Consider the following 25807-nt stretch of genomic DNA (forward strand, 5'->3'; position numbering starts at 1 on the left):
TCCTTTGTACTCACCCTCTCGGGCTTTCCTCCGGGCTTTCGTTCTGTTCTTGCGTTTCCGACTCTATCAGACTCTTTCGTGTCCGATTTCCTCGGCGCTTTCCAGGTTCCCGCTTTCGCGTTTCCCTTTCCGGCGGTCCCGACTCTATCAGAGGTTTTCCACCGGATTTCCCGGTTCGAATTCCTGAATGATGAATCGGATGTACCCCGCGGAATGCGATCCGTATGGGGCGAGAGAGAGTTTAAACCATCGCTGCCGAACTTGTCCAGTTCGAGGCAACCGTTTGAATCTACCTCCCCGACGCGACGGTGTCAACAGTCGTTCCGGGACGACGAGGAGACTAGCAGCTCACCCGCCCCGTACGCACATCAGGCCGCGGTCGGCAGGGAAGCCGTCTGGTCGGCGGCCTCGACGTCGCCCACCTCGCCCGCGCGCGACGCCCGGCCGCCCAGGACGTAGACGTACAGCAGGAAGGCCGCCTCGGCCACGACGCCGATGGTGATGCGCGCCCAGGTGGGCAGGCCCGACGGGGTCACGAAGCCCTCGATCAGGCCCGACACGAACAGGACCACGGCCAGGCCGATGGCCATGCCCAGCGCGGCGCGGCCCTGTTCGGCGAGGGCCGTCCGGCGGGTGCGGGGGCCCGGGTCGATGACCGTCCAGCCCAGGCGCAGGCCCGTGCCGGCGGCGACGAACACCGCCGTCAGTTCGAGCAGGCCGTGCGGGAGGATCAGGCCGAGGAAGACGTCGAGGCGGCCCGCGGCGGCCATCAGGCCGAGACCGACGCCCAGGTTGGCCATGTTCAGGAAGAGGATCCACAGCACGGGCAGGCCGAGGAAGGCGCCTAGGACCAGGCAGATCGCCGCGGCCTGGGCGTTGTTCGTCCACACCTGGGCGGCGAAGGAGCCCGCCGGGTGGCTGGAGTAGTACGTCTCGTACTGGCCGCCCGGCTGCGTGAGCGCCTTCAGGTCCTCCGGGGCGGCGATCGCCCCCTGGACCTCGGGGTGCGTGGCTATCCACCAGCCGATGAGCACGCCGAGCGCCGTGGAGAGCAGCGCGGTCGGTATCCACCAGCGGCGGCTGCGGTAGACGGCGGCCGGGAAGCCCGCGGTGAAGAAGAGCGCGGCGTCGCGCCAGCCGGCGCGGCGGGTGCCCGTCACCGTGGCGCGGGCGCGGGCGACCAGCTGGGTCAGCCGGCCGGTGAGCATCGGGTCGGGGGCGCTGGACTGGATCAGGGACAGGTGGGTGGAGGTGCGCTGGTAGAGCGCGACGAGTTCGTCGGCCTCCGCGCCCGTGAGCCTGCGGCCGCGGCCCAGGAGTTGCTCCAGGCGGTCCCATTCCGCGCGATGTGCCGTCACGAAGACGTCGAGATCCATCCGGTTGCCGCTCCCCTGCCCAGGTCCCCTGCTACTGCCTATTCCTCGTGTGGTCAGCTTGGCAGACTGGTTGCCGTAAGGGCGGGGGCAGGTCACATGAGAGGTGCTGTGGTGAGCGATCTGGTGACGGGGGACGCCGTCGTCCTGGGGCTGCGGCCCGCGAGGCTGCCGAGCCGCGCGCTGGCGATCGTCCTGGACCTGGCGGTGTACGTCACCGGGTACGTGCTCGTCTCGATCGGGCTGACCGTGGCGACGGCCTCGCTCGACGACGCCGCGCAGGCCGCCGTGGCGGTGGCGAGCTTCCTGCTGTTGCTGGTGGGCGTGCCGATCGCGGTGGAGACGCTGTCCCACGGGCGTTCGCTGGGGAAGCTGGCCTGCGGGCTGCGGGTGGTGCGGGACGACGGCGGCCCGATCCGGTTCCGGCACGCGCTGGTGCGCGGGGCCATGGGGGTCGTGGAGCTGCTGATGACCTTCGGGTCGGTGGCGTGCATCGCCTCGCTGGTGTCGGCGCGCGGGCGGCGGCTCGGGGACGTGTTCGCGGGGACGCTGGTGGTCCGCGAGCGGGTGCCGGGCGCCCGGGTGATGCCGGTGCCCCCGCCGCCGCCGTGGCTGGCCGGGAGGTTCACGGGGCTGGATCTGTCGGCGGTGCCGGACGGGCTGTGGCTGGCGATACGGCAGTACCTCACGCGGATGAACCAGCTGGACCCGCAGGTGGGTGCCGCGATGGCGGCGCGGCTCGCGGACGATCTGGTGCTGCGTACGGGGGCGCCGCCGCCGGTGGGCGTACCGGCCGCCGCGTTCCTGATGGCCGTGGTGCACGAACGGCAGTCGCGCGACGCCGCCCGGGCCTTCCGGCCTGCCGCTCCGGCGCCGTCGACGGGCCCCGGGCCGGGGCCGGTTCCCGGGCCGGTGCCAGTGCCGGGGCCGGTACCGGTGCCGGGAGCGATGCCCGGGGCGGGCCAGGCGCCGGTCCCCGGGGCCTACGCCGCGCCGCCCGCGCCCGTCGCGCCCGCGCCCGTACCGCCCGCCGAGGCTCCGCGCGCCGGCGGGTTCGCGCCGCCGGCCTGAGGGGTCACTGCTCCTCGAAGGCGGAGGGCGGGGTCTCCAGGTGTTCCAGTTCGATGCCGGGGGCCGAGAGGACCACGTCCCCGGCGATGTGGACCGTATGGACCTCGCCCGTGTCCAGGGCGCTGACCTGGTACTCGTCCACCACCAGCGGGCCGCTGTCCGTGGCGTGCTCAGCGCGGGCCACCAGCGCCCAGGCCTGGTCGACCGTACGCGGGGCCAGGACCGGGTCCGTGAGGGCGAGGAGGCGGACGCGAGTGGCGGGGGCGCCGGGGGTCAGGCGCAGCAGGCGGGACGTGGCGACGAGGAAGGCCGGGGAGGTGCCGGTGAAGCCGGGGGCGGCGATGTTGCCCTCGGTGGCCTCGGTGCCGGTGGGATCGGTACGGACCCAGGTGACGCCGTCGATGGCCGCGCCGCGGACCTGCCAGCTCGCGGCGTTGACCTCCAGGCGGATGGGGCGGCCGAGCGCGTCGATCGCGAGGTCGACGGAACCGCGGTGGTCGCCGCCCGGGCCGGTGAGCTGGGAGACGTAGCGCCAGCCGGAGGGGCCGGGGGCGCAGTGGAAGTGCTCCTCGCCGAGCGGGGTGTGGTCGTGCGGGTCGTGGAGCGAGTAGCGGCCGCGGGGCATGTGCGCACACTTCTTGGGATCGAGGGCTGGGGCGAGGCTGGGGCCAGGGCGGGAGCCGGGCTGCGGCGCCCGGCGTACGGGGCAGGCCCCCGGCACACGTGCCGGGGGCCTGCTTCACATTCTGCTACGGCTGGTGTGCCGTCGGCCGGATCAGTAGCGGTAGTGGTCCGGCTTGTACGGGCCCTCGACCTTGACGCCGATGTAGTCGGCCTGCTCCGGGCGCAGGGTGGTGAGCTTGACGCCGAGGGCGTCGAGGTGGAGGCGCGCGACCTTCTCGTCGAGGTGCTTGGGCAGCACGTAGACGTCGGTCGGGTACTCCTCGGGCTTCGTGAAGAGCTCGATCTGGGCCAGGGTCTGGTCCGCGAAGGAGTTCGACATGACGAAGGACGGGTGACCGGTCGCGTTGCCGAGGTTCAGCAGACGGCCCTCGGAGAGGACGATCAGGACCTTGCCGTCGGGGAACTTCCAGGTGTGGACCTGGGGCTTGACCTCGTCCTTGACGATGCCCTCGACCTTGGCCAGGCCGGCCATGTCGATCTCGTTGTCGAAGTGGCCGATGTTGCCCACGATGGCCTGGTGCTTCATCTTGGCCATGTCGGAGGCCATGATGATGTCCTTGTTGCCGGTGGTCGTGATGAAGATGTCGGCCGTCTCGACGACGTCGTCCAGGGTCGCCACCTGGTAGCCGTCCATGGCCGCCTGGAGGGCGCAGATCGGGTCGATCTCGGTGACGATGACGCGCGCGCCCTGGCCGCGGAGGGACTCGGCGCAGCCCTTGCCGACGTCGCCGTAGCCGCAGACGACCGCGACCTTGCCGCCGATGAGGACGTCGGTGGCGCGGTTGATGCCGTCGATCAGGGAGTGGCGGCAGCCGTACTTGTTGTCGAACTTCGACTTGGTGACGGCGTCGTTCACGTTGATCGCCGGGAAGAGCAGGTCGCCGGACTGCATCATCTCGTAGAGGCGGTGCACACCGGTGGTGGTCTCCTCGGTGACGCCGCGGATCTCGGACGCGAGCTGCGTCCACTTCTGCGGGTTCTCGCCGAGGGTGCGGTTGAGCAGGGTGAGGATGTACGCGTACTCCTCGGAGTCCGCCGTGGACGGGTCCGGGGCCGCGCCGGCCTTCTCGAACTCGACGCCCTTGTGGACGAGGAGGGTGGCGTCACCACCGTCGTCGAGGATCATGTTCGGGCCGCCGGTGGGGGTGTTCGGCCAGGTCAGCGCCTGCTCCGTGCACCACCAGTACTCCTCCAGCGTCTCGCCCTTCCAGGCGAAGACGGGGACGCCCTGCGGGTTCTCCGGGGTGCCGTTCGGGCCGACCGCGATGGCGGCGGCCGCGTGGTCCTGCGTGGAGAAGATGTTGCAGGAGGCCCAGCGGACGTCGGCGCCGAGGGCGACGAGGGTCTCGATGAGGACGGCCGTCTGCACGGTCATGTGCAGCGAGCCGGTGATGCGGGCGCCGGCCAGGGGCTGCGCCGCCGCGTACTCGGCGCGGATCGACATTAGACCCGGCATCTCGTGCTCGGCCAGGGTGATCTCCTTACGGCCGAACGCGGCAAGGGAGAGGTCTGCGACCTTGAAGTCCATGGGTGCTGCTCCTCATGGTTCGAGAGGGTGGGTACGGCTGGTCCGTGCGCCGTCCTGGGGACGGGACACCGAGCACAGTCCGTCGGGGGTCCTCTCTCCCCTCGGCCGGTCGCAAGGACCGCCCGACCCGCCATCAGCAGCGACGCCTGACACTGACCACGAATCTACACCGATCGGCGGAGCCTGCCCCAGCCGGACGGGCAATCCCGGCCGTTCCGCGGGAGATCCGGCCGGCCGGACGCGCGTCCGGGCGCGGGTGCGGGTGCGGTGCGGGTGCGGTGCGGGTGCGGTGCGGGTGCGCGAAGGCCCCGCGGCTCGGTCGAGTCGCGGGGCCTTCGCGTGTGGCCGTCCCGGCGGATGTCCGTCTCAGCGGGTGTCCGCGGCCGCCGGCTGGTAGATGTCGGGCTCCAGGTAGATCACGCGGGCGATCGGGACGGCCGCGCGGATCCGGGCCTCGGCCTCGTTGATGGCGCGGGCCACCTCGGCCGCGGTGTCGTCGTGCTGGACGGCGATCTTGGCGGCGACCAGCAGTTCCTCCGGGCCCAGGTGCAGGGTGCGCATGTGGATCAGGCCGGTGACGGTCTCGCCGTCGACGACGGCCGCCTTGATCTTCTCGACCTCGGCGGTCCCGGCCGCCTCGCCGAGCAGCAGGGACTTGGTCTCCCCGGCCAGGATGATCGCGATCACGATGAGCAGGACGCCGATGCACAGGGTGCCGATGCCGTCCCAGACCCCGTTGTCGGTGATGAGGGCGATGCCGACGCCCGCGAGGGCCAGCACCAGGCCGACGAGCGCGCCGAGGTCCTCCAGCAGGACGACGGGCAGCTCGGGGGCCTTGGCGGTGCGGATGAAGTCCTTCCAGGACTGCTTGCCCCGGGTCTCGTTCGACTCCTTGATGGCCGTCCGGAAGGAGAAGGACTCGGCGATGATCGCGAAGACCAGCACGCCGACCGGCCAGTACCAGGCCTCGATCGCGTGCGGGTGCTTGATCTTCTCGTAGCCCTCGTAGATGGCGAACATGCCACCGACGGAGAACAGCACGATGGAGACGAGGAAGGCGTAGATGTAGCGCTCGCGCCCGTAACCGAAGGGGTGCTGCGGCGTGGCCTCGCGCTGGGCCTTCTTCCCGCCGAGGAGCAGCAGCCCCTGGTTCCCGGAGTCGGCCAGCGAGTGGACGCTTTCCGCGAGCATCGACGAGGAGCCGCTGAAGAGGAATGCCACGAATTTGGCCACAGCGATGGCGAGGTTGGCGGCGAGTGCCGCCACGATCGCCCTGGTACCGCCCGACGCGCTCATGGGTGCTGAGTGTCCTTCCTAGCCGCTGACGTCCCGGCCGCACATTGTTGCAGCTGCGGAAGTTCACCGCAGTGCGCGGGCGCGCGCGGGCAGGCGACGGGCAGGCGCGGCGTCAGACGACGACGGTGGCGCGGTAGACGGTGCCCGTTCCGGACAGTTCGACCCTTTCGTGCGCCGGTACGAAGACCGACTCGCCCGGCTTCAGGGTCAGTTCGTCCGCGCGGGGCGAACCTTCCGTGCAGAGCAGGATCTGCGGGGTGCCCTGCGGCAGGACGCGGGGGGCGCCGCCGGGTGCCAGGAGGAAGCGGGAGAGCCGGAATTCGTCGATGGGGGTCTCGTAGACCTCCTCGCCGTCGCCCTCCGGGCGCAGCACGTGCGGGTCCCCCGACTCGAAGTTGGTGATCTTCAGCAGCTCGGGCACGTCCACGTGTTTGGGGGTCAGCCCGGCGCGCAGCACGTTGTCGGAGTTGGCGAGCAGTTCGACGCCGAGGCCGTCGATGTAGGCGTGCGGGACGCCCGCGCCGAGGAACACGGCCTCGCCTGGCTGGAGTCGGAAGTGGTTCAGGAGCATGGCCGCGATCACTCCCGGGTCGCCCGGGTGGTGGTGGACCAGGGAGGCGTACGGGACGTACGGGCCGCCGAGGCGGTCGGCGGCGGCCGCGGCCTCGGTCACCGAGTGGGCCATCTCGGTGCGGTCCGCGGTCAGTACGGCGGTCAGCACCTCGCGCAGCGCGGCGTCTTCGGGGTGGGCCCGCAGCAGGTCCGCGTAGGGCTTGAGCGAGTCGACGCCGAGGCCTTCGATCAGCTCGGCGGCCTGCTGCGGCGGGCGGAAGCCGCACAGCCCCTCGAACGGGGTGAGGGCGCAGAGCATTTCGGGCTTGTGGTTGGGGTCCTTGTAGTTGCGGTGGCCCGCGTCGATCGGGACGCCGCGGCGCTCCTCGTCCTCGAACCCCGCCTTGGCCTGGGCGAGATCGGGGTGGACCTGGAGGGAGAGGGGGGCGCCCGCGGCGAGGATCTTGAGGAGGAAGGGCAGCCCGGGGCCGAACCGGGCGACGGTCGCGGCGCCCAACTCCCGTTCGGGGTCGGCGGCGATGACCTCGGAGAGCGCCCTCTCACCGGTACCTCGGTCGAGGCGGGAAGGGGCGCTCGGGTGGGCTCCCATCCACAGCTCGGCCTGGGGCTCACCGGTGGGTTCGACACCGAGCAGGGTGGGGAGCGCCGTGGTGGAACCCCAGGCGTAGGGGCGGATCGTGTTGGTCAGGCGGTCCATCGTCGTCTTCCTGGATAGAGCCGGGCAGCGTGCGTCCGCCTCAGCTGTGTCCCCCGGAGGCCAGCGCCAGGTAGGCGGTGGCGAAGTCCGTGACGGCGAGGAGTTCGGCGAGCTGCTCCAGCTCCACGCCCTCCTCCGGTTCGAGCTCGCTGATGGCCGTGTCGTGGCTGAGGGCGAGCTCGCGCGCGGCGGGGGCGGCGGTGAGGCCTCCGGTGGGCCGGTCACGCAGCAGGACGACGCGGGCGCGCAGGGCCTGGGGTTCGTCGACCCGGTCGCGGAAGAAGTCCTCGGGGTCGGCTCCGGCGGCGAAGGCGCCGGAGAGCAGGACGCCGTGGGCGGGCAGCGCCTCGGGGAGTACGGCGGACAGCGCGGGGCGCCCGGCGAGCTCGGCGAGGGTGGCGGCGAAGCGGCGGCCGGCCGGTGCGGCGCCGGTGCCCTCGCTCCAGATGAGCGGGAGGGAGTCGGCGAGCTCGGCGGCGAGGGTCTTCGCCGGGTTGGAGTAGGTGGCGATGGCGGGCCCGCAGCGCTCGGCGGTGCGGTCGAGCCGGTCGGCGACGAGCTGCAGGGTGTCGGGCGCGGCCGTGATCAGGCCGACCTTGTCCAGGAGCAGCAGGAGCGGCGTCAGCAGGGCCCAGAGGGCTCCGGGTCCGGCCGCGGCGGATTCGTCGTACTCCTGGTACGGAGCCTTGGCCATCGGTACGAGGAGTCCGTGCGCGCCGTCCACCGCCTCGCTCAGGGGTGAGCGCTCGGGGGCGACGGCGACGACGGTGCAGCCGCGCCGGTAGGCCTGCTCGGCGAGGACGCCGAGACCGGGCTCGGTGCCGTCGGTGGTGGCGATGAGCAGCAGGTCGACGGGGCCGGCCCAGCCGGGCAGGGCCCAGCGCAGCGCGCCGGCGGCGTGGGCGACGCCGGTGGGGTCGAGCCGGATGACGGGCGCGGAGGCGCCGGCGAGGGCGCCCAGCAGGTCGGCGACGCCGGTGGCGGCGGTGCCGGGCCCGGCGATCAGGACGGCGCGCGGCCGGCCGTCGGGGCGCAGGTCGGCGAGGCCCGCCTCGGTGGAGTGCCGGGCCGCGGTACGGACCCGGGCCCCGGCCTCGGCCGCACCGCGGAGCAGGCCCCGGCGGTCGATGCGGGCGAGATCGTCAGGGGCGTCGAGGAGCGACTCGTCGAGCATGGCGGCCTCCGGCTGTTGGGTGACGGAACCAGTCTGCGCGTCTCGTGGCGTGCGGTGGCTCAGGCGGGGCGGCGGGCCTCGTCCACGAGGAGCACGGGGATGCCGTCACGTACCGGGTACGCGAGGCCGCAGTCCTGGCCGGTGCAGATCAGCTCGGGGGCCGTCTCGTCCGCCGACTTGTCCTGGAGGGGCGAGTGGCAGGCGGGGCACGCGAGGATCTGCAGGAGTCCGGCTTCGAGCGGCATGGCGGTTCCCTTCGGGATGCGGATGGCGTGGTTAGCGTACCGCCGAGTCAACTCCGTTGCGGTCTGCCGTTTCCGTGCCGGGGCGTGGCGGGGGGTTTGTGCCCGGGCGGGGTCGGGCTCGGTCGCTTCCCTGGCCGGGGTGGCGCGGGTGCCGGGGCTCTGCCCCGGCCCCCGCGCCTCAAACGCCGGCGGGGCTGGAACGGCCCGGCGGGGCTGGAAGTGGGGGCGGGGGCGTGGCTGGGTTGGTCAGGCGCGGATGAGGGACAGGGCCTCGTCGCGGATTTCCGTGAGGGTTTTCGCGTCGCGGGCTTCGACGTTCAGGCGGAGGAGGGGCTCGGTGTTGGAGGCGCGGACGTTGAACCACCAGTCCGGGCCCGTGACGGTCAGGCCGTCGAGCTCGTCCAGGGTCACGCCCTCGCGGGCGCCGTAGGTCTCCTTGACGGCGGCCAGGCGGCCCGCCTGGTCGGCGACAGTGGAGTTGATCTCCCCGGAGCCCTCGTAGCGGTCGTAGGAGGCCACCAGGGCCGACAGCGGGCCGTCCTGGCCGCCCAGGGCCGCCAGGACGTGGAGCGCGGCGAGCATGCCCGTGTCCGCGTTCCAGAAGTCCTTGAAGTAGTAGTGCGCCGAGTGCTCGCCGCCGAAGATCGCGCCGGTCTTGGCCATCTCCTCCTTGATGAAGGAGTGGCCCACGCGGGTGCGCACGGGCGTGCCGCCGTGCTCGCGGACGACCTCGGGCACCGACCAGGAGGTGATCAGGTTGTGGATCACCGTGCCGGCGCCGCCGTTGCGGGCCAGTTCGCGGGCCGCGACCAGGGCCGTGATCGCGGACGGGGAGACGCCCTCGCCGCGCTCGTCGACGATGAAGCAGCGGTCCGCGTCGCCGTCGAAGGCGATGCCGAGGTCGGCGCCCTCGGCCAGCACGCGGGCCTGGAGGTCCACGATGTTCTTCGGGTCCAGCGGGTTCGCCTCGTGGTTCGGGAACGTGCCGTCCAGCTCGAAGTACATCGGGACGAGCTCCAGCGGGAGGCCGTCGAAGACCGTGGGGACGGTGTGGCCGCCCATGCCGTTGCCCGCGTCGACGACGACCTTGAGCGGGCGGATCGCCGACAGGTCGACCAGGCCGCGCAGGTGGGCCGCGTAGCCGGTCAGGGTGTCCTGCTCGGTGATCGTGCCCGGGACGGTGCCGGCGGGGACGGCGGGCGCGCCGTCGTCCGACCACTTCTCCACCAGCGCGCGGATCTGTCCGAGGCCGGTGTCCTGGCCGACGGGGGCGGCGCCGGCGCGGCAGAGCTTGATGCCGTTGTACTGGGCCGGGTTGTGCGAGGCCGTGAACATGGCGCCGGGCAGGTCCAGGGACCCGGAGGCGTAGTACAGCTGGTCGGTGGAGCACAGCCCGATCAGCGTGACGTCCACGCCGCGGGCCGCCGCGCCGCGCGCGAAGGCGGCGGACAGGCCCGGCGAGGAGGGACGCATGTCGTGGCCGATGACGATCGCCGAAGCGTCCGTGACCTCGACGAACGCGGCACCGAACAGCTCCGCCAGGGGCTCGTCCCACTCGTCCGGTACGACGCCGCGCACGTCGTACGCCTTGACGATGTTCGAAAGATCTGCGGCCACTGCCTGCCCTCCTGAGGGTTCCGTGCGATTCCGCAAACCTACCCTGAACCCGGAGGGGCTTTTCGGACGATCGAGGCGTCAGGAATCCGGCGATCTCAGGACGCGCAGGTGTCCGCGCCGCGTTTCGCCGGTGGCGGGGCCACCTTGGCCGGATCTCCCGGCCTCGGCGGCGCGGCCGGGCGGGCGGGCGGCTTCGCGGACGGCGTTGGCGAGGGCTTCGAGGTCGTCGCCGCTGGGGCGCGGCGGCCCGGAGCCGTCGGACAGGCGCACGACGTCCCAACCCCGGGGGGCGGTCAGGCGCTCCGAGTGCTCGGCGCACAGGTCGTAGCAGTGTGGTTCGGCGTAGGTGGCGAGCGGGCCGAGAACTGCGGTCGAATCGGCGTAGACGTACGTCAGTGTCGCGACGGCAGGGCGGCCGCACGCGGTGCGCGAACAGCGACGTACAAGGCTCACGACGTTGGACGGTACCGCACTCTTGACCGGGCCGCGACGACTCCACCGCCCCTCACTCCCCCGTGTCGTGGTCGGGGCTACCCTGCGGGGGTGATGGACAGCCCCCTTCCTCCGCGTCCCGCCGAGCCCCCCGCCGGGGCCCCCGCCGAGCCGCGTCCGCGTCGTCGGGACCGGCACGGGCGCGGGATGCGCGGTCCGGTGGCGCCTCCGCAGGTGCCCCTCGCCGCGAGCCGGGCGGAGCTGTTCGGGGACCTCGTACGGGATTCCGTGGAGCGGCTGGAGCGGCGCTGGCCGCAGCTCGCCGAGGTGGAGTTCCTGGTCGGGGACGTGCCGCCGCCGCCCGGCGGACCGGACGGCGGCTGGAACGACGAGGCGGTGCCGCTGGGCGCGGTGTCGGAGTCCCGCGACGGGCGGCCCGCCCGGATCGTGGTGTTCCGGCGGCCGGTGGAGATCCGTACCAAGACGCGGGACGAGAAGGCGATGCTGGTCCACGAGATCGTGGTGGAGCAGGTGGCGGAGCTGCTGGGGCTGTCGCCGGAGACCGTGGATCCGCGGTACGGGCAGGACTGAGCGGAGGCCTGGTGACGGCGCCGTCGCGGGGCGCTGCCCCCGAGCCCCCGCGCCTCGGTCGCCGGCGAGGCTGAGGGATTCGGGGCTCCGCCCCGAACCCCGCTTCTCAAACGCCGGAGGGGCTGTTGTGTGCGGCCGCGCCGATCACCTGGTCAGGACCGAGAGGTCCTCGACGGCCTTGGGGACCGCGACGGTCGAGCGGTCGTCCGAGAAGCCCTGCACCGTGAACATCGTGATGCCCTCGTGGGGGAGGGTCAGGGTGCGGGCCGCGTGCACCGGGCCGCCCGAGAGGGTCTCGACGGTGAGGGCGTAGGAGCCCTTGCCGCCTGCCGGGGCCAGGGTCAGCGTCTGCGTGGTGCCCGCCTTGACGGTGACCTCCTGGCTGGCCGGCTCGCCTCCGCCGGTGCCCGGCGACGCCGTCACCTTGACCTTCGCGTCCGCGCCCGGGGCCGTCAGCGACAGCAGGGTGGTGTTCTCCTCGGGCCGGTTGTCGGCCACGGTCGCCCGTACGCCGACGGGCCCGGTGGCCGGGACGAAGCCCAGCTCCTGCTTGGCGCCGCTGCCGCGGACCACCCGCACCGCCGCGACCACCGGGGCGGCCTTCTTGGGGTCCGTCGGGGTCAGCAGCAGCGAGCCGGGCTCGCCGCGGGTCACGTCCTTGAGGTCGACGCTCGCCGTCATACCGGCCTTGACGTGCAGCTGTTCGTTGCCCGCCGGGCTGATCGCGCCGCCCGGTCCGGCGAGGCGCAGCTTGAGGTCCGCGTCCTCCTCGCCGGGGACGAAGACGACGAGCCGTACGGAGGCGGCGTCGGCCGGGATGCCCGGGAGCACCAGGGAGCCCGCCGGGTCCGTGGAGGCGGGCAGCCAGTCGGCTCCCACGCCCTCCTCGCCGGCCTGCACCGAGGCTCCGACGCGGCCCGCGCGGGTCGTGACGTGGGCGGTGGCGTCCGCGAGCTGGGTCGCGGGGAGGAGGGAGGAGAGCAGCACGGTCTTGGTGGACCGGGGGTCGACCCTGATGCCCTCGCCGGCGTTCGCGTCGGGCTTGGCGATGCCGTCGGGGCCGTAGAGCTTGATGTCGACGACGGCCGCGGCGTCGTCGGGGTTGGTCAGGTGGACGTAGTCCTCGCGGCCCTTGGCCGTGCTGACGGCCGGGAACCAGAAGTCGGTGCCGGGCGCGGTGCAGCCGACGCCGAGCAGGCCGCGGGCCCGGCCGACCGAGACCTTGGTGGTCAGCTGGGCCGTCCAGCCGGGGGCGAGGACCCCGTCCGCGCTGCCGGTGAGCGCGGGGGCGTCGGCGCCGCTGGCGGTGGCTCCGACGGGCTTGCCGGGCTCCTTGGGCTCCAGGACGGGCTTGGCGTCCTTGGTGGCGCCGAGCAGCCGGGCCGAGCCCTTGCCCTCTCCGGCGGGGGCGCCGGGGGTGAAGGCCGTGTAGGTGGTCTCCGCGATGTCCGAGGAGCTGGGTCCCGGGCACACGAGCAGGGACCGCTCGACGGGCATCCGGGCGCCGGCCGCCGCCTTGCCGTCGGCCGCCTCGCCGTCGGCGGCGGGCGCGGTGAGGGCGGCGACGCCGGTGAGGGCGGCCAGCGCCGCGGTCACGGCGGCCAGCGTCAGGGGTGCGCGCTGCTTCACTGCTGGGGGCTCCCGTCGGGACGCGGGTCGTGCGGTGCGTGGGGGTCGTACGGGTCGTAGGGCTCGTACGGGTAGGGGTACTGCTGCTGGTCCGGGTACGGGTACGGGGCCTCGTAGGCCTGCTGGCCGTGCTGGCCGTGGCCCTGCTGGTCCTGGCCGTGCTGATCCTGGCCGTGCTGGGCGTGCCCGCCCTGCTCGTCGTACGCCGGGTACTGCTCGTACGGCTCGTACTGCTCGTACGGGCCGGGCTGCGCGGGCTGTTCGGGCCGGCCCGGCTGCTGCTGTTCGTACGCGTAGCCGTCCTGCTCGCCGTAGGCCTGGTAGGCGTACGCCTCCTCCCCGTACACCGGCTGCGCCGGGATCTGCGCGTACGGGTCGGCGGCCGCCGCGGCCTCCGCCGGTGCGGGGGCGGCCTCGGCGCGCAGGCGGCGGGCGCGGCGGCCCTCGCCGGCCTCGCCCGGGCCGGGCTGGGAGGGCAGGACGGCCTCCTCCTCGGGCAGGTCGTCGTCGAGCCGGGCGCGGCGGCCGGGCAGGGCCATCACCAGCAGGACCAGGGCGAGCAGGCCCTGGGCCCAGTGCCAGGCGGTGAGCAGGAGCGGGTCCTCGTGGACGAGGTCGAGGCGGCCGCCGTCGGCGGGCAGTTCGAAGCCCTGCGCCCAGCCGTCCACGGTCTTGGGCTTGAGGGGCTTGCCGTCGAGGGTGGCCTGCCAGCCCTCGTCGGCCCGGTCGGCGAGGCGCAGGACGCGGCCCGCCTCACCTGCGGGGACCTTGCCGTGGGCCTCGACGGGGCCGGCGGCGACCGGGATGGGGGCCTCGCCCTGCTTGCCGGAGACGACGACGGCCCGTGGCAGCCAGGGCTCGACGCCCCACAGCGCGGTGCCGTCCTGCTGGTGGCGCCGGCTCAGGCCCGGGGTGGCGTCGAGGACCCGCCGGATCTCCTCGGGGCCGCCGGGGCGGAACATCACGAAGCGGACGGCGTAGGCGCTGAGCTGGCTGGACTGGTCGGCGCCGGAGCCGGCGACGAGGTTGGAGACGACCTTGTCGAGGCGGGGGTCGCCGCCCGTGCGGGCGGCGATCTCGGCGTCGCCGAGGCGGCCGCCGGAGCCGCGGACGAGGCTGTAGGAGACGGTGGCGGGGCCGTCCAGGTCGAGGATCAGGGTGCGGGTCTGGTTGTCGTCCCCGCCCGCGTCGGCGACGAAGGCCGGGACCTGCACCGGGTCGCGGCGCTCCAGCGGGCCGTCGGCGCCGGCGACCAGCCAGGCGGCCGCGGCGAGCAGCGGGCCCGCGGCGGCGGCCAGGGCGATGAGCGCGGCGAGCGGCTGACGCCAGCCGAAGCTGCGGGCGGCGACCCGGTCCTTGGCGCCTTCCGCGCCGACCGCGGCGGCGGCGAGGAGGGCGAGGCCGTAGACGAGGGTGGCGGGTCCGGCCCAGCCGGTCCGGTTGAGGACCACGGCGAGGAGCAGGGCGGCCAGGGCGACGGCCCAGGCGGTGCGGACGGCGAACCGGCGGTCGGTGCGCAGCAGTGCGGCCAGGGCGGCCAGGACGACGCCGATGAGCAGGAGTCCGGCGGCGGTGCCGGGGCCGCCGGGGCTCAGGGCGAGCAGGTCGAGGGCGCCCGCGGAGCCGGTCCCGTAGGGCAGTCCGGCCTCGTGCAGGAAGCGGCCCGGGTGCGTGAGGAGGCCGAGCGACCAGGGGGCGAGCACGAGGAGCGGGACGGCGAGGGTGGCGAGCAGCCGCGCCCCGTACGCCTTCCACTGCGCGCGTCGCAGGAACAGCGCGGCGGCGCCGAGGGCGGCGGCGAGCGGCCAGAGGACGGGCGTGAAGGCGGTGGTCAGGGTCAGCAGGAGCGTGTACGTCCACACCGCGCGCCAGCCGCCCCGCTTGCCCGGGCCCGTCTCGCTCTCGCCGAGGGCGAAGGCGGCGACGGCGGAGCGGGCGATGAGCGGCAGGACGACGGCGAGGACGGCGGTGCCGAGGCGGCCGCCGGCGAGGGCGCCGGTCACGGCGGGCAGGAAGGCGTAGGCGACGGCGCCCCAGGCGCGCAGGAGCCGGGAGGTGACGAGCGGCCGGGAGGCGAAGTACGCGGTGAGGCCGGCGAGCGGGACGGACCCGACGAGGAGCAGGGTCAGGGCGGCCTGGGTGGAGCCGAACAGCAGGGTGGCGAAGGCGCCGAGGACGGCGAGGTAGGGGGGTGCGGCGGCGGTGGAGCCGGTGCCGACGGGCTGCCAGCCGTCGGTGTAGGCGCGCCACAGGTCGGGGCCGCCGTCGGGTGCGGGCAGCAGGGCGCCGCCCATGAGGGAGCCGCCGCCGATGAGGCTGCGGCAGGCGGCGAGGGAGACCAGCAGGAGGACGGCGAAGAGGAGGGGCGCGGGATTGGCGGCGATCCGCTTGAGCCGGGCGAAGCGCTCGATTTCCTGGTGGTCGCCGTCTTCACCGGGGGCGTTGAGGATGCTGCCGCCGCCGTGGCGGCCCGCGGGGGCGGCGTCGGTGTCGCGGGCGTCGCCGAAGTAGCCCGCGAGCTGTTCCGCGTTGGCCCGCAGGGAGGCGCCGGGCGGGGGGAACAGGGGGCGCAGTTCGGCGGCGGGGACGGCGGGGCGGCGCCGGGCCTTGCGGGCGGCGAGGATGCGGCCGGGGCGCAGCAGGGTGGCGAGCAGGCCGGTGAGCTCGTCCACGGCCTGGCCGGGGGCCTTGCCGACGAGGTAGGCGAGGGTGCGCAGCACGGTGCCGAGCAGGACGCGCAGCAGGACGTAGGGCAGGGCGCGGCCGGAGCTGTTGGCGAGGATCGTGTAGACGGCGCCGGCCTTGTCCACGCGGTGCGGGCTGGCGCTGGTGCGTCCGGCGCAGTCGACGGTGCGGCGTTCGCGGGCGGAGGCCTCGGCGTGGCGCAGGACGGCGTCGGGGGCGACGAGGACGGTGTGGCCGGCGCTCTGGGCGCGCCAGCACAGGTCGACGTCGTCGCGCATCAGGGGCAGGCGCCGGTCGAAGCCGCCGAGGTCCTCGTAGACGTCGCGGCGCACCAGCATGCCGGCGGTGGAGACGGACAGGACGGGGCGGATCTGGTCGTGCTGGCCCTGGTCCTGTTCGCGGCGGTCGAGGCCGGTCCAGCGGCGGCCGCTGCGGGCGATGGTGACGCCGGCTTCGAGGAGCTGCTTCTTGTCGTACCAGCCGCGCAGTTTGGGCCCGATGACGGCGGCGTCGGGGTTCTCCTCGGCGACGCGGAGCAGTTCGGCGAGGGCGTCGGGCTCGGGGGCGCTGTCGTCGTGGAGCAGCCAGAGCCACTGCACGGGCTCGCCGTGCGGGAGGTCGGGGAGGTCGTAGGCGTCGTCGCGCCAGGTGCGGCTGACGGGGTCCCAGCCGCTGGGGCGCTTGAGGTACGGGAGGTCCTCGGGGGTGAGGGTGCCCGCGGCGCGGCTGCATTCCTCGACGGCCGTACCGAATCCGGTGCGGCGGGCGAGGTGCAGGACGCGGTCGTCGCCGAGGGCCTCGGTGAGCAGGCGCGCCGATTCGTCGGCGCTGCCGGTGTCGGCGGCGATGTGGTTCTGCGCGGGGCGTTCCTGGCCGAGGAGGCCGGCGAGTGTCCGGGGCAGCCAGCGGGCGCCGTCGTGGGCGACGAGGACCGCGGTGACGACGTGCCGGGGGAACTGTGGTGTGGCGGGGGCCTGGTGGGAGGCCGTCGACTGGCTGTGCAGGGACATCGCGCTACTGGCCCTCCGGCCTGGGGAGTCCCCCTGGGAGCCCCTCCCGGCGGGGCCGGGGGAGCGGTCGGGGGGAGGGTCCGGGGGTGGTGTTCCCCCGGAGGCTGCTGGACAGCGCCCCACCCTAACGGCTGGCAAGACAGCGGTCCGCCTCCTGCGGGGAAGGTGCAGGAGGCGGACCGTGTGCGGTGCTCTGTGGGTACGTGCCGTGCGGCTCGGTATGTCGTGCGGTGTGCGGTGGTTACGCGGCCGGTGGAGCTTCGGCCGGCTCAGACCGCTGCCTTTTTCAGGCGGCGGCGCTCGCGCTCGGACAGACCGCCCCAGATGCCGAATCGCTCGTCGTTGGCGAGGGCGTACTCAAGGCATTCGGAGCGGACTTCGCAGGCGAGGCAGACCTTCTTGGCCTCGCGGGTGGAGCCGCCCTTCTCGGGAAAGAAGGATTCGGGGTCGGTCTGGGCGCACAGTGCGCGCTCCTGCCATCCGAGCTCCTCGTCCGCCTCCTCGACCAGCAGTTCCTGAAACAGCTCGGTCATGTGCGCCCCTCGCTCTGTCTGTGCGTCCCCGTGGTCATGTCGTCACTGATCGCTACGTAACGACACGAGTGAAATTACAAGTGCGTGGCTCCGGCGCAGTCAAGCCGAGGTCTGCTATTGGGCGCCTTATTCACTCTGCGGAACCAAGCGTAAGCAGAAAGTGTTCATATCGCCAAAAATCGTGACACATGCAACGGGCGTCGCGAGATGCCCGCCTCACCAGCAATCGACGCGCCACTTTCGGACGGGGTTGCGATTCCGCCGGAGAAGCGGCGCAGATCACATTCCGGTTACGAGATGGCGGTCCTGGTTTAGATCACATGCGGTCCGACCCTGGTGGAGCGCCATGTGCCCCGGCTCGGCCTGCACAAACCTTTCTCCGCGCGCAGTAACCGGATGAGGTGAAACTTTTCCACCAAACCGGACATTGGGTTGACAGTCCGGCCTGCGAGCCGTTCTCCTTGTTCGCATGTCAGCGCCCGCAGCCGCCACCCGGACCCCCATTCGTGGGTTCCTGTGCGCTGCCCAGGTTCGCTGTTGCTGTTGTTGCTGTTGATGCCCGTGGAGTCCCGGCTCCCGTGAGCTCCGGCCACTCCCCCAGCAACCGCCCTGAGTGACTGACACCCGTCGAGGAACACCCCGATGAACCAGGACAGCGACCTCCAGATCGCCGGCGACATCCTCGCCGTCCAGCACCTCCTCCAGCCCGCCCGCGAACACCCGGCCACCGTCGCCGAGTTCGTCGGCCTCGCCCGCTCCATCGCCGAGGACCGCGCCTCCTGGGAGCACCTCGTCCGGTACGACGCCACCACCCGCTGGTACCACCGGCTGCGCACCGGCCCCGGCTACGAGGTCTGGCTGCTCAGCTGGGTCCCGGGGCAGGGCAGCGGCCTGCACGACCACGGCGCCTCCTCCGGCGTCCTGACCGTGCTCGAAGGCGAGCTGACCGAGCACACCGCCCGCGGGCCGCTCGCCCACCGTCCCGGCTCCCAGCGCGTCTTCACCCCGGGCTACGCCCACGAGGTCGTCAACGACACCCTCGAAGGCGCCGTCAGCCTGCACGTCTACTTCCCCGGCCTGACCGAGATGCCGATGCGCACCTGCTCCCCGGCCGAAGCGGCGTCCGTACCGGCCTGACCGTCGACCCGGCCGCACCCTCCACGCCGGCCCGCGGCTGACAGACTGTCCGCATGCGCATTGTTGTTCTGGCCGGCGGTATAGGCGGCGCCCGGTTCCTGTCCGGACTCAAGTCGGCGGTGCCCGACGCGGACATCACGGTCATCGGCAACACCGGTGACGACATCCACCTGTTCGGGCTCAAGGTGTGCCCCGATCTGGACACGGTGATGTACACCCTCGGCGGGGGCATCAACGAGGACCAGGGCTGGGGCCGCGCCGACGAGTCCTTCACCGTCAAGGAGGAGCTCGCGGCGTACGGGGTCGGACCCACCTGGTTCGGCCTCGGCGACCGCGACTTCGCCACCCACATCGTCCGTACGCAGATGCTCGGCGCGGGCTACCCGCTCAGCGCCGTCACCGAGGCCCTGTGCGACCGCTGGCAGCCCGGGGTGCGGCTGCTGCCCATGACCGACGACCGGGTCGAGACCCACGTCGCGATCACCGAGGCCGGGACCGGCGAGCGCCGCGTCATCCACTTCCAGGAGTACTGGGTCCGGCTGCGCGCCGCAGTGGACGCGGAGGCCGTCGTACCCGTCGGGGCCGAGCAGGCCAAGCCCGCGCCCGGCGTGCTGGAGGCCATCGCCGCCGCCGACGTGATCCTCTTCCCGCCGTCCAACCCGGTGGTCTCGGTGGGGACGATCCTCGCCGTGCCCGGCATCCGGGAGGCAGTGGCCGCCGCCGGGGCGCCGGTCGTGGGCCTCTCCCCCATCGTCGGGGGCGCGCCGGTGCGCGGCATGGCCGACAAGGTGCTGGCCGCGGTGGGCGTCGAGTCCACGGCGGCGGCCGTCGCCCTGCACTACGGGACCGGGCTGCTCGACGGCTGGCTGGTGGACACCGCCGACGCGGACGCCGTCGCCGAGGTGGAGGCCGCCGGGATCGCCTGCCGCGCGGTGCCGCTGATGATGACCGACCTGGCCGCCACGGCGCAGATGGCGCGGGCCGCGCTGGAACTGGCGGAGGCGTCCCGGTGACGGCGCCGACGGCGGCGGCCTCGGCCCCGGCGGCGGCACCGGTACCGGCACCCGAGGCGGCACCGGCAGAGGCGCCGGCACCGGCACCGGCACCGGCAGCGCCCGAGCGGGATCCCCGCGGGCACGGTCCCTCGTACGAGGTGTGGGCCGTGGAGGGGATACCCGAGGTCAGGCCGGGCGACGACCTGGTGAAGCTGATCACCGCGGCCGCGCCCGAGCTGCGGGACGGGGACGTCCTGCTCGTCACCTCGAAGATCGTCTCCAAGGCCGAGGGCCGGATCGTGGAGGCGGACTCGCGCGAGGAGGCCATAGACGCGGAGACCGTACGGGTGGTCGCGCGGCGGGGTGCGCTGCGGATCGTCGAGAACCGGCAGGGCCTCGTGATGGCCGCCGCCGGGGTCGACGCCTCCAACACCGCCCCGGGCACGGTGCTGCTGCTGCCCGAGGACCCGGACGCCTCGGCCGCGGCCCTGCGCGCCGGGGTGCGCGACGTCCTGTCGGTGGACGTCGGCGTGGTCGTGACGGACACCTTCGGGCGGCCCTGGCGCTCCGGGCTCACCGACGTCGCGATCGGCGCGGCCGGCGTACGGGTCCTGGACGACCTGCGCGGGAACACCGACGCGCACGGCAACCCGCTGAGCGCGACGGTCGTGGCCGTCGCCGACGAGCTGGCCGCGGCGGGCGACCTGGTCAAGGGCAAGGCGTCCGGGATGCCGGTGGCCGTCGTGCGCGGGCTGGCGCACCTGGTGGGCGAGGGCTCGTCGGCGCGCGACCTGGTCCGGGCCCCGGCCGACGACATGTTCCGCCTGGGCACCTCGGAGGCGGTACGGGAGGCCGTGACGCAGCGCCGTACGGTACGGGCCTTCACCGACGACCCGGTCGACCCGGGCGCGGTACGGCGCGCGGTGGCGGCGGCCGTCACGGCCCCGGCCCCGCACCACACGACGCCGTGGCGGTTCGTGCTGCTGGAGTCGGCGTCGGCCCGGCGGGAGCTGCTGGACGCGATGCGCGACGCCTGGATCGCGGACCTGCGGGCCGACGGGAAGTCCGAGGAGTCCATCGCGAAGCGGGTGCGGCGCGGGGACGTGCTGCGCAACGCCCGGTACCTCGTGGTGCCGTGCCTGGTGACGGACGGCGCGCACCACTACGGGCACGCCCGCCGGGACGCGGCGGAGCGGGAGATGTTCGTGGTCGCGATGGGCGCGGGCGTGCAGAACCTGCTGGTCGCGCTGGCCGCGGAGCGGCTGGGCTCGGCGTGGGTGTCCTCGACGATGTTCTGCCGGGACGTGGTGCGCGAGGTGCTGGGGCTGCCGCGGGACTGGGACCCGATGGGCGCGGTGGCGGTGGGACGCGCCGCGTCGGCTCCGTCGGAGCGGGCGGGGCGGGACCCGGAGGACTTCATCGAGGTCCGCTGAGACCCCGCTGGCCGCGCCGGCTCAGAGCAGGCCGATGTCGGTGCGGGGCATGCGGGGCGTGCGGCGGGGCGGGGCGTGGCCCGCGAGGAGGATCAGGCGGGCGGCGCGGTGCCGCTGGCCGGCGTACGGGGCGAGGAGCTCCAGCATGACGGCGTCGTCGGCGTCGCGGTCGCCGGCGAGCGCGTAGCCGATGATGCCGGGCAGGTGGAGGTCGCCGGTGGTGACGGCGTCCGGGGCGCCGTTGCTGCGCTGGAGGGTTTCGGCGGAGGTCCACGGGCCGATGCCGGGGACGGCCTCCAGCCGGGCGGTGGCCTGCGCCAGCTCCATGGCGGCGGCCTCTTCCAGGCGGTTCGCCACGCGGGCGGCCCGCACGATGGTGGCGGAGCGCTTGGCGTCGACGCCGGCCTTGTGCCAGTCCCAGGACGGGATCATGGCCCAGGTGCGGGGGGTGGGCATGACGTAGAGGTCCACCGTGCGCGGGCCGGGGGCGGGCTCGCCGTACTGCCGTACGAGGCGGCGCCAGGCGCGGTAGGCCTCGTCGGCGGTGACCTTCTGTTCCAGGACGGTCGGGATCAGGGACTCCATGACCAGGCCGGTACGGGTCAGGCGCAGGCCGGGGCGGCGGCGGTGGCTGGCGTGCAGGAGGCGGTGGCGGGGGACGAAGGCGGCGGGGTCGTCGTCGGCGCCGAGCAGTGCGGGCAGCCGTTCGAGGAGCCAGTCGGCGCCGGGGCCCCAGGCTTCGGCGCGCACCTGCGTGCCGGGGTGGCGGACCCGGAGGGTGGCGGGGCCGAGGGGGGTCTGGCTGGCCTTCCAGACCGACCCGTCGGGGGTGGTGCGGAAGGTGGGATCGGCGGAGCCTCGCCTGAGGGGGCCGAGGATGAGGCCGAGGTCCACGGGCCCTCCCGGCGCCCACTCCCTGGCTTTGGCTCCGCACTCGGCTGCGGCCCCGGTCCCCGCGGGCACGTCGGTGCGCCCGCCGCGCACGGCGGTGGGGGTGAGGGGGGGATTGAAGCGGCCGGCCATGCGTCGAGCGTATCCCCGCACGCCCGGGGCTCCGCCCCCGTCCCCCGCCGGGCTCCGCCCGGACCCGCGCCTCAAACGCCGGCGTCTATTTCAGCCTCGCCGGCGTTTGAGGCGCGGGGGTCCGGGGGCAGCGCCCCCGGCAACGGCGCTACGGACGGCCCTGGAGCTTCGCCGACGCCGTGCGGGTCGGGGGCAGTTTGGCGTACAGCCGCTTGCCGGGGCATTCCGTCGCGAAGCCGTCGCGGTGGCCCGAGATGACGTTCATCTTGACGTTCGTGCCCTTGGCGTAGAGGTTGCCGCCGCCCGACTTCAGGGTCGTCTTCGCGCGCGGGTCACGCCCGAAGAGGCCGAGCTTCCAGGCCGTGAGGCGGGCCACGGCGTCGACCGCCACCGCCGGTGGGGCTGTGGACGTGTAGGTGCCGAGCACGGCGATGCCCATGCTGTCCGTGTTGAAGCCCATGGTGTGCGCGCCGAGCACCGCCTTGGAGACCCCGCCCGCGCGGCCCTCGTAGACCGTGCCGCACTTGTCGACGGCGAAGTTGTAGCCGATGTCGCGCCAGCCGCTGCTGAGCACGTGGTAGCGGTACAGGCTGCGGATCACCGCCGGGGCGTCCTTGCAGGCGTAGTTGTTGCCCGAGGCGCTGTGGTGGACGAAGGCCGCCTTCACCGTGTTCGTGTAGACGAAGCCCTTCTCGCGCAGCGACTCGTCCGCGCCCCACCCCTTGCGGGTGACGATCCGCGGGCGCGGGCCGATGTAGGGCGCGGCCGCCTGGGTCAGCTCTCCCTCGCTCGCGTAGATCGCGTCGGCGGTGGAGTCGGCCTTGTTCAGCTCGGTGATCTCGTCCGCGCCGAGCGGGGCGTGCGGCAGGTTCGCGGCGGAGGACTCCGCCATCTCCATGGTCATGCCGGGCGGCAGCACCTCGCCCTTGTCGTCGTCGTCCGGGCCGCTGTTCTTGCCGTCGGCCGGTGCGGCGGGCCGTTCCACGCCCGGGTCGACGAGCTCGATCCGCAGGCCCGAGGGCAGCCGGGCCGGCGCGTGGGTGTCCGGGGTGCCGGGGGTGTCCGGGGCGCCCGGTTCCGCCTGGACGCGGACCTCCACCCCGTCGGACTCGCCGACCCACAGCGGGGCGGTGGCACCGCGGACGCGGCCCGAGGCGCGTTCCGCCGCGTCGAGGTCGGCCGCGTGCTCGCTGTTGTGGATCTCGACGTCCTGCCAGTCGGACCACGTCGCGGTCCGCGTCGAGCGCGTACGGACCTGGACCCGGCCGTGCAGCTCGGTGGTGACGTCGTCCCAGATGACGCCGACCAGCGAGAACGTCTTGACCTCGCGGGCGGGCAGGCCCTGCGTCTCGGGGACGCGGGGCGCAGCGCTCATGCCGGGGACGCCGGGTGTGCGGTCCGCCACGGGTCCCAGGGGGACCAGGGGCAGGGACTGGGTGGACCCGGCCGGGGTGACGGGGGCGGCCGCACCCGGAGCGGGAGCGGCCAGGGCCGAAGTGGGGAGCGCGACGGGCAGGGCCAGTGCGGCAGCCGTCGCGACGCCGATCGAGGAAGCAAGGAATCCACGCATGAAAAGGATGGTGGGCACGTGCGGCACGGGCCGCCATCCGAGAACTGACGCCCCGTCCGCTGGCCCGCCGGTACCCCTCCCCCGTACGGGCGAGCCGGCGGCCCCCGTACGGGGGACGGGCCCGCGTACCCTGTGCCGGGTGAACGCCACTGACCGCACCCCTGCCGACCTGCTGCGATCCGCGCTCGCCGCCGATCCGGGCCGCCCGCTCGTCACCTTCTACGACGACGCCACCGGCGAGCGCGTCGAATTGTCCGTCGCGACCTTCGCCAATTGGGTGGCCAAGACCGCCAATCTGCTCCAGGGCGACCTGGGCGCCGAGCCCGGGGACCGGCTCGCGCTGCTGCTCCCGGCGCACTGGCAGAGCGCCGTCTGGCTGCTGGCCTGCGCCTCGGTGGGGGTCGTCGCCGAGGTGGACGGCGATCCGGCCGGCGCGGACCTCGTGGTCGCCGGGCCGGACGCGCTGGAGCGGGGCCTGGCGTGCGGCGGCGAGCGGGTGGCGCTCGCGCTGCGGCCGCTGGGCGGGCGCTTCCCGCAGCCTCCGGCCGGGTACGCGGACTACGCGGTGGAGGTGCCCGGGCAGGGCGACCGGTTCGCGCCCTTCGTCCCGGTCGACGCGGACGGCCCCGGGCTGGTCGTCGGGGGCGAGGAGCTCTCGTACGCGCAGCTGACGGCCCGCGCCCGCGAGGACGCGGCGAAGCTCGGCATCGGCCCGGGCTCCCGGGTGCTGACGGGGCTCGGCTACGACACCTGGGAGGGGCTCTGCGCCGGGCTGTACGGTCCGCTGGCCGCGGGCGGGTCCGTGGCGCTGTGCCGGAACCTGGACCGGCTCTCGGCGGAGGCGCTGGCGCAGCGGATCGAGAGCGAGCGGGTCACCCACACGGTGTGAGGTCCCGGCGGCGCCATGACCCGCGCTGCGCCCCCCTCCCCCCGCACTGCTCCATTGCGGGAAACCGGCGATTTGTCACCCGCATGGCCCTAGACATGCCCCTGCCCCCGGGCTGCCGCGGCGGCCCGGGGGCATGATCGGCAGTGGCCGTGCCACCCGTACGGCTGCCGATCCGAGTAGAGGCGACCTGAAGTCTTAGCGACGAGGGGACGGACGCCGGTGAGGGACAGCGCAGGCATACCGGGCGACACCCAGGCGGCCGGAGGCCCTCGGCGGCCTCCGTCCGGCCGCAGGCGTCGGCTGCTGCGCTGGACCGGCCTCGGTGCGGTCCTCCTGGTGCTGGCGGGGGCCGCCACCGGCTGGTGGCTCTACAGCAAGCTCGACGGGAACATCACCGAGGACACCTCGGCGGCGGCCGAGCTGGAGCGCTACGAGCGCGAGCGCCCGGCGCACCTGGCCACCGGCGCCCAGAACATCCTGCTGATCGGCTCGGACTCGCGCTCCGGCAAGGACAACGCCCGCTACGGGCAGGACCAGGGCACCCAGCGCTCGGACACCGCGATCCTGCTGCACCTGCCGCGGGACCGCAGGAGTGCGACGGCCGTGTCGATACCCCGGGACCTGATGACGCGGATCCCCGCCTGCCTGACGGCGGACGGGAGCCGCACCGGCGAGCGGTTCGCGCAGTTCAACTGGGCGTTCCAGTGGGGCGGGGCCGCCTGCACGATCCGTACGGTCGAGACGCTCACGGGGATCCGGGTCGACCACCACATGGTGATCGACTTCGGCGGGTTCAAGAAGATGGTCGACGCCATCGGCGGGGTGGAGGTGTGCCTGAAGGAGCCGATGAACGACCCCGAGGCCAAGCTCAAGCTGGCCGCCGGACGCCAGACCCTGCGGGGCGAGCAGGCCCTCGGCTTCGTGCGGGCCCGCTACAGCCTGGGCGACGGCAGCGACACCGAACGGATGGAGCGCCAGCAGCAGTTCCTCGGTTCGCTCGTCGACAAGGTCAAGAGCAACGGGGTCCTGCTCAATCCCGGCCGGCTGTACCCGCTGCTGGACGCGGCGACCTCCTCGGTGACCACGGACCCGGGGCTGGCCTCGCTGCGGGACCTGTACGAACTCGTACGGGACATGAGGGATATACCGACCGAGCAGGTCAAGTTCCTGACCGTGCCCCGGCAGCCGTACACCGGCGACCCGAACCGGGACGAGCTGGTGGAGCCGGACGCGGCGCGGCTCTTCGGCCAGCTGCGGATGGACAAGCCGGTGACCGTCGCCCCGCCGAAGCCCGAGGCCGCGGCCTCGGCCCGGCCCGAGTCCCGGCCCTCGGCCACTCCCACGCCGACCGGTTCCGCACCCACCGGTTCCGAGCCCCCCGCACCCGTCCCCACCTTCACCGGAACCACCGCGGGCAACGCCGACTGCCGGTAAAGCAATCCCAAAAGGCGGTGCCCGAACCGAGTGGGATGGGCGCTTCGACCCGTTATAAGGGGAGTGGAATTTGTCACCAGCATGGTTTGGGGCCGAACAGGGCGGATAAGGTGAGCGATCCGGTGCCCGGCCGGACCAGAGACCGGGCGCCAGCAGCCGGATCGTTGACCGTGCGCCCGGGGGAGGCG

At 73.7% G+C, this 25807-nt stretch carries 21 protein-coding genes; 7 read left to right on the forward strand and 14 right to left on the reverse strand.

The features are described from left to right. Window positions 1-368: 368 nt before the first annotated feature. Window positions 369-1376 carry a stage II sporulation protein M gene (locus ACF059_RS23650; protein ID WP_392060368.1) on the reverse strand — a complete coding sequence of 336 codons (1008 nt, stop codon included), beginning with the start codon at window positions 1374-1376 and terminating at the stop codon, window positions 369-371. A gap of 111 nt (window positions 1377-1487) precedes the next feature. Here ACF059_RS23650 and ACF059_RS23655 point away from each other — a divergent pair, with 111 nt between their 5' ends. Continuing rightward, the gene (locus tag ACF059_RS23655) at window positions 1488-2444 is read left to right on the forward strand and encodes an RDD family protein (protein ID WP_392060371.1); all 957 of its coding nucleotides are present in this window, start codon (window positions 1488-1490) and stop codon (window positions 2442-2444) included. 4 nt (window positions 2445-2448) lie between these two features. On the opposite strand, the gene ACF059_RS23660 is transcribed toward ACF059_RS23655, so the two are convergent. From ACF059_RS23660 to ACF059_RS23695, 8 genes are all read right to left on the reverse strand, one after another. Beyond that, window positions 2449-3069, reverse strand: coding sequence for a hypothetical protein (locus ACF059_RS23660; RefSeq protein ID WP_366865513.1), 621 nt, complete (start codon window positions 3067-3069; stop codon window positions 2449-2451). 150 nt (window positions 3070-3219) lie between these two features. Further along, complete coding sequence (gene ahcY, locus ACF059_RS23665) at window positions 3220-4656, reverse strand: adenosylhomocysteinase (protein WP_361954214.1); 1437 nt, start codon at window positions 4654-4656, stop codon at window positions 3220-3222. A 366-nt stretch (window positions 4657-5022) separates the two neighbouring features. Then, entirely contained in the window at window positions 5023-5952 is a 930-nt protein-coding gene (locus tag ACF059_RS23670) for a cation diffusion facilitator family transporter (RefSeq protein WP_366865514.1), read from the reverse strand. Window positions 5953-6064: 112 nt separating this feature from the next. Then, window positions 6065-7222 carry a mannose-6-phosphate isomerase, class I gene (manA, locus tag ACF059_RS23675; protein WP_392060374.1) on the reverse strand — a complete coding sequence of 386 codons (1158 nt, stop codon included), beginning with the start codon at window positions 7220-7222 and terminating at the stop codon, window positions 6065-6067. Between the two features lie 40 nt (window positions 7223-7262). Further along, complete coding sequence (locus ACF059_RS23680; protein ID WP_366865516.1) at window positions 7263-8396, reverse strand: SIS domain-containing protein; 1134 nt, start codon at window positions 8394-8396, stop codon at window positions 7263-7265. 59 nt (window positions 8397-8455) lie between these two features. After that, on the reverse strand, window positions 8456-8641 hold the full coding sequence (locus ACF059_RS23685; protein ID WP_030724745.1) for a Trm112 family protein: 186 nt from the start codon (window positions 8639-8641) through the stop codon (window positions 8456-8458). A 246-nt stretch (window positions 8642-8887) separates the two neighbouring features. After that, window positions 8888-10258, reverse strand: coding sequence for a phosphomannomutase/phosphoglucomutase (locus ACF059_RS23690; RefSeq protein ID WP_392060378.1), 1371 nt, complete (start codon window positions 10256-10258; stop codon window positions 8888-8890). A gap of 78 nt (window positions 10259-10336) precedes the next feature. After that, a complete protein-coding gene (locus tag ACF059_RS23695) occupies window positions 10337-10711 on the reverse strand; it encodes a DUF3499 domain-containing protein (protein WP_360901163.1) in 375 nt (124 codons plus the stop codon). A gap of 93 nt (window positions 10712-10804) precedes the next feature. Between ACF059_RS23695 and ACF059_RS23700 the strand changes: the two genes are divergently transcribed. Continuing rightward, window positions 10805-11281, forward strand: a complete 477-nt coding sequence (locus ACF059_RS23700) for a metallopeptidase family protein (protein ID WP_361953642.1) — start codon at window positions 10805-10807, stop codon at window positions 11279-11281. A 144-nt stretch (window positions 11282-11425) separates the two neighbouring features. Here the strand turns inward: ACF059_RS23700 and ACF059_RS23705 are convergent, their stop codons facing one another. From ACF059_RS23705 to ACF059_RS23715, 3 genes are all read right to left on the reverse strand, one after another. Next, window positions 11426-12910 carry a DUF5719 family protein gene (locus ACF059_RS23705; protein WP_392060381.1) on the reverse strand — a complete coding sequence of 495 codons (1485 nt, stop codon included), beginning with the start codon at window positions 12908-12910 and terminating at the stop codon, window positions 11426-11428. Next, window positions 12907-16605, reverse strand: a complete 3699-nt coding sequence (locus ACF059_RS23710; RefSeq protein WP_392060384.1) for a glycosyltransferase — start codon at window positions 16603-16605, stop codon at window positions 12907-12909. Before ACF059_RS23710 ends, ACF059_RS23705 begins: the two co-directional genes overlap by 4 nt. 269 nt (window positions 16606-16874) lie before the next feature. Beyond that, window positions 16875-17138 (reverse strand): WhiB family transcriptional regulator, encoded by a 264-nt coding sequence (locus ACF059_RS23715; protein ID WP_003983763.1) that lies wholly within the window; start codon window positions 17136-17138, stop codon window positions 16875-16877. Window positions 17139-17780: 642 nt separating this feature from the next. Between ACF059_RS23715 and ACF059_RS23720 the strand changes: the two genes are divergently transcribed. The 3 genes from ACF059_RS23720 (at window position 17781) to ACF059_RS23730 (ending at window position 20703) form a co-directional block, all read left to right on the forward strand. Then, a complete protein-coding gene (locus ACF059_RS23720) occupies window positions 17781-18275 on the forward strand; it encodes a cysteine dioxygenase (protein ID WP_392060387.1) in 495 nt (164 codons plus the stop codon). A gap of 53 nt (window positions 18276-18328) precedes the next feature. Then, window positions 18329-19288, forward strand: coding sequence for a 2-phospho-L-lactate transferase (cofD, locus tag ACF059_RS23725; RefSeq protein WP_392060390.1), 960 nt, complete (start codon window positions 18329-18331; stop codon window positions 19286-19288). Window positions 19289-19428: 140 nt separating this feature from the next. Then, window positions 19429-20703: a coenzyme F420-0:L-glutamate ligase gene (locus ACF059_RS23730; protein ID WP_392061190.1), complete on the forward strand. Its 1275-nt coding sequence runs from the start codon at window positions 19429-19431 to the stop codon at window positions 20701-20703. A gap of 21 nt (window positions 20704-20724) precedes the next feature. Here the strand turns inward: ACF059_RS23730 and ACF059_RS23735 are convergent, their stop codons facing one another. Both ACF059_RS23735 and ACF059_RS23740 read right to left on the reverse strand, forming a co-directional pair. Then, window positions 20725-21726, reverse strand: coding sequence for a DNA-3-methyladenine glycosylase family protein (locus tag ACF059_RS23735; RefSeq protein ID WP_392060393.1), 1002 nt, complete (start codon window positions 21724-21726; stop codon window positions 20725-20727). 148 nt (window positions 21727-21874) lie between these two features. After that, window positions 21875-23296: an N-acetylmuramoyl-L-alanine amidase gene (locus ACF059_RS23740; RefSeq protein WP_392060396.1), complete on the reverse strand. Its 1422-nt coding sequence runs from the start codon at window positions 23294-23296 to the stop codon at window positions 21875-21877. A 139-nt stretch (window positions 23297-23435) separates the two neighbouring features. Between ACF059_RS23740 and ACF059_RS23745 the strand changes: the two genes are divergently transcribed. Further along, the gene (locus ACF059_RS23745) at window positions 23436-24185 is read left to right on the forward strand and encodes a TIGR03089 family protein (RefSeq protein ID WP_392060399.1); all 750 of its coding nucleotides are present in this window, start codon (window positions 23436-23438) and stop codon (window positions 24183-24185) included. Window positions 24186-24404: 219 nt separating this feature from the next. Further along, a complete protein-coding gene (locus ACF059_RS23750) occupies window positions 24405-25619 on the forward strand; it encodes an LCP family protein (protein WP_392060402.1) in 1215 nt (404 codons plus the stop codon). Window positions 25620-25807 lie beyond the last annotated feature (188 nt).

This window comes from Streptomyces sp. NPDC016562 (assembly GCF_043076955.1).
GTDB lineage: Bacteria > Actinomycetota > Actinomycetes > Streptomycetales > Streptomycetaceae > Streptomyces.